This window comes from Streptomyces sp. NPDC058964 (assembly GCF_042741275.1).
GTDB lineage: Bacteria > Actinomycetota > Actinomycetes > Streptomycetales > Streptomycetaceae > Streptomyces.
Genome location: NZ_JBHYKH010000141.1, coordinates 15,099 through 18,281, shown reverse-complemented (window position 1 = coordinate 18,281; position 3,183 = coordinate 15,099). Strand labels below are relative to the sequence as shown.

3 protein-coding genes and 2 pseudogenes are annotated in these 3,183 nt (G+C 70.9%); 1 reads left to right on the top strand and 4 read right to left on the bottom strand.

The features are described from left to right. The 3 genes and pseudogenes from mshB to ACFW2E_RS19235 form a co-directional block, all read right to left on the bottom strand. On the bottom strand, window positions 1-1,267 hold a 1,267-nt coding region (gene mshB / locus ACFW2E_RS19245), incomplete at its 3' end, for an N-acetyl-1-D-myo-inositol-2-amino-2-deoxy-alpha-D-glucopyranoside deacetylase (protein ID WP_384467894.1). A 54-nt stretch (window positions 1,268-1,321) separates the two neighbouring features. Continuing rightward, window positions 1,322-1,828 carry a hypothetical protein gene (locus ACFW2E_RS19240; RefSeq protein WP_384467892.1) on the bottom strand — a complete coding sequence of 169 codons (507 nt, stop codon included), beginning with the start codon at window positions 1,826-1,828 and terminating at the stop codon, window positions 1,322-1,324. A 49-nt stretch (window positions 1,829-1,877) separates the two neighbouring features. Further along, a pseudogene (locus tag ACFW2E_RS19235) lies at window positions 1,878-2,168 on the bottom strand (N-6 DNA methylase); the annotation flags it as partial. A 4-nt stretch (window positions 2,169-2,172) separates the two neighbouring features. Between ACFW2E_RS19235 and ACFW2E_RS19230 the strand changes: the two are divergent. Then, window positions 2,173-2,298: pseudogene (locus tag ACFW2E_RS19230) on the top strand (IS256 family transposase); the annotation flags it as partial. Between the two features lie 48 nt (window positions 2,299-2,346). Here the strand turns inward: ACFW2E_RS19230 and ACFW2E_RS19225 are convergent. Next, window positions 2,347-3,117: a 5,10-methylenetetrahydrofolate reductase gene (locus ACFW2E_RS19225; protein WP_384467890.1), complete on the bottom strand. Its 771-nt coding sequence runs from the start codon at window positions 3,115-3,117 to the stop codon at window positions 2,347-2,349. Between the last annotated feature and the right edge of the window lie 66 nt (window positions 3,118-3,183).

Below are 3,183 nucleotides of genomic sequence, written 5' to 3'. Positions count from 1 at the left end.
CGGCGGCAGCGGCGGCCTCGGAGGCGTCGCGGTGGCGGTCCAGGGCCTCGCCGGCCGCCAGGAGGCGTACGTCCGTGCCGCCGTCGGTCCCGTCGGCGTGCTCGCCGGACAGCACCTCGAGCGCGTACCGGTGCAGGCGCAGCAGCAGGCGGACCTGGTGCCACTGGGCGTCCTGGGGGTGGGGCGCCGGGTCCGGGGAGAGGCCGTGGATCAGGGCCTGGGCGTTGTACGGGCTGCCCGCGGTGACCAGCGGGAGCGCGGCCACGGCGTCGGTGAGGCGGTCCCGGGCCGCGGCGGCCAGGGGGCGCAGGTCGGTGGTGGACGCCGCGGTGTCCTTCAGCGGCACCTCGCTGGCCAGTAAGGCCACCTTGTCGGCGACCGCGTGGAAGCGGCTGCTGCCCAGCGCCTGGAGGGCCGTGGAGTGCGCCCGGGTACGGGCCAGGGTCAGCTGGCGGTCGAGCAGCGCGCCCGCCTTGGCCGCGCCCACGGTGAGGCTGCCGCGGTCGGCGGGGGACGGGCGGGTGGCGGTGAGGGGCGCGGGGGAGTGGGGGGGGGGGGGGGGGGTGCTGTGGCGCGGGGGGGTGCGGCGCTGTTCGTCGACCACGCCCGGCACGTCGTCGAGGGCGGCGGACTTGGCGAAGGGCAGACCGGACAGTTCGCCCTGAAGGCGGGCGAAGGCATCCTCGGCGACGGAGCGCGGGACGCGGTTCCAGTAGACCTTGGGGATGCGCCAGCCCGCGTCGGCGGCCAGCTCCGCGGCCCTCATGGCGACGCGGTGGGCCTGGATGTGGTCCGGATGGCCGTACCCGCCGTTGTCGTCATAGGTGACGAGGACCTGGGGGCGGACCTCCAGGATCACCTCCACGAGGTACCCGGCGGCCTCGTCGAGGTCGGCCTGCCAGAAGCAGGCCGGGTCGTCGTTGTCGGGCAGGCCCATCATCCCGGAGTCGCGGTAGCGTCCCGCGCCGCCGAGCAGCCGGAAGTCGTCGACGCCGAGCTCGCGCATCGCGTCCGCGAGCTCACGCAGGCGGTACTCGCCCAGCGCGGCTCCGGTCAGATGCCCCAGCTCGGGCGGAATGACCTCACCCCGCTCCCCCAGGGTGCAGGTGACCAGCGTCACCCGCGCCCCCTCGGCCGCGTACTTGGCCATGGTCGCGCCGTTGTTGATCGACTCGTCGTCCGGGTGCGCGTGCACCAGCAGCAGACGCCGAGCGGCGCGAGATGGGGGTCCCCCCGGCCGAAGGCTGGGGGAGGGCAGTTCCGTCATGGTCCCCACCCTACGAGGCGGCCGCCCTCACCGGGGCACCTCCCAGGGCGCCGGTCACCCCTCGTCGTCGAGCACGTGGGCGATGGCGAGCGCGATGCGCTCGATCCAGTCGATGGCGTCGTTCACGCCCGCATCGTCGTTGGGGCGGCGCTGCTCGAGATCGCCGTCGATCAGGTCGGTGTCGTGGGCGATCCCGTTTCGCCGTCGAGTGATCTCCAGATAGCGACTGCGAAGCGTCTTCTCATTCAGCGAGATGCGCCCCTGAAAGAAGGTCCTGTTGATCCAGCCCGCCGACAGGTACCAGACCTTCTTGTCCGTCACCAGCTTCAACACCTCGAAGATCCCTCCGGGGTACTGGAGCGACTGCCCTGCGAGCCCGCCCCGCAAGTGATCGACGACAGCGTCGGACAGAGCGACGTCGCCACGCCGAACCGCCTCGACGATATGCAGCGGCAACTCGTAAACCCTCAGCCGATACGGCATGTCGGGACTGTCCTCGGCCGCCGGCTCGGCGACCCGCGGCAGGACCTCCTCGTGCAGCCAGTGGTCGATGGCGGCCACTGCCTGGACCCACGCCGCCCGCCAGAAGTCGTCGATGTCGTTAGGCGGACACGAAGTCGTCGAGGTGGGCCCGGGTCAGCGGGCGCTGCTTGGGCGTGAAGTGCTGACCGGTACGGAAGTCGTAGACCCAGGTCTCGGTGGGGAGCGGCTCGCCGTCAGCGCGCGGAGGCTTCTTGTCGAAGAAGAGGACGTCGGCCTTGACGCCACCGGCGTAGAAGATGCCGGTGGGGAGCCACAGGATGGCGTGGAGGTCGAACTCGTCGAGCAGCTTGCGGCGGACCTTCTCACCGGCGCCGCCCTCGAAGAGGACGTTGTCCGGCAGGGCGACAGCGGCGCGTCCTTAGCTGATCGAGTCCGCCCAGGAACGCTGGCGCGCGGTCAATGCGCCGCACCTGGTCGCCCTCGTGCGAGCCGGAGCCCGCTTCAAGCGCGGCGTCCTCGTCGAACGGGAGGACGCCAGCGCGGCCTGAGCCGCGTCCCGATCGCGGCATTCGACAGCCGCACGTTCGTGCCCGGCTTCACACCGAGGGCGTACCTCGTCCGAGCAGCCTGCTGAGCTCGTGGGCCAGGGCGACCGAGGCGTCGATCTCGACCTTGCGGATGGACACGCTCTCCACGAGGAAGCCGAACGGCATGCCGAGCTTGCGGCAGAAGGCGATCAGGTCCCGGGCGTTCACCAAGCAGTGCTGGTATGACTCGGCCAGGGTGTCGTCCGCATGGCGCAGGGAGTTCTCCAGCCAGCGCGGGACGTCGACGCCGAGCCATTGGAGGAACGCAAGCGTCTTCACCGAGCCGCACACCGAGAGCGTGAACAGGACGGGCCTCGGTTCGAGGTCCCGCTCGCGGCAGGCGTAGTAGTAGTCGGAGACCATGCTTTTCGCCGCGTCGGCGCTGTAGATGACCTGCGAGATGAAGTACGCGCATCCGGCCACCTGCTTGGCGACGAGTCGCAGATGCTCCTCGGGGCGTTCGGTGATGGCCACGCCACCGAGCAGCAGGTCTGGGCGGACATCGTGGCGCAGGTCCTGCGCCTCGGACAGGCCTGTCCGCACCGCCTTCCCCTTCGAGGACGCGCCGACGAAGACGCCGAGCAGCCGGTCGGCGTCGGCCGTCCGCAGCCAGGTCCGCAGCTCCGTCTGGGAGTACTTGCCGACGCACCGGTAGACGACCACCGGGCGGTTCCACTTGCCGAGATAGTCCGCGTGGTACACGGCAGGGTCGATGGTCGGCAGGTACGGAAACGGCCGCTGCGCCGGATTACGGTCGCTCTCATCGTCGATGTCGTACAACCCACCACCCTCAGAAACGAGGGGCACCACACCATACCCCGGTGGGTGGGGGTACGCCCCGATCCC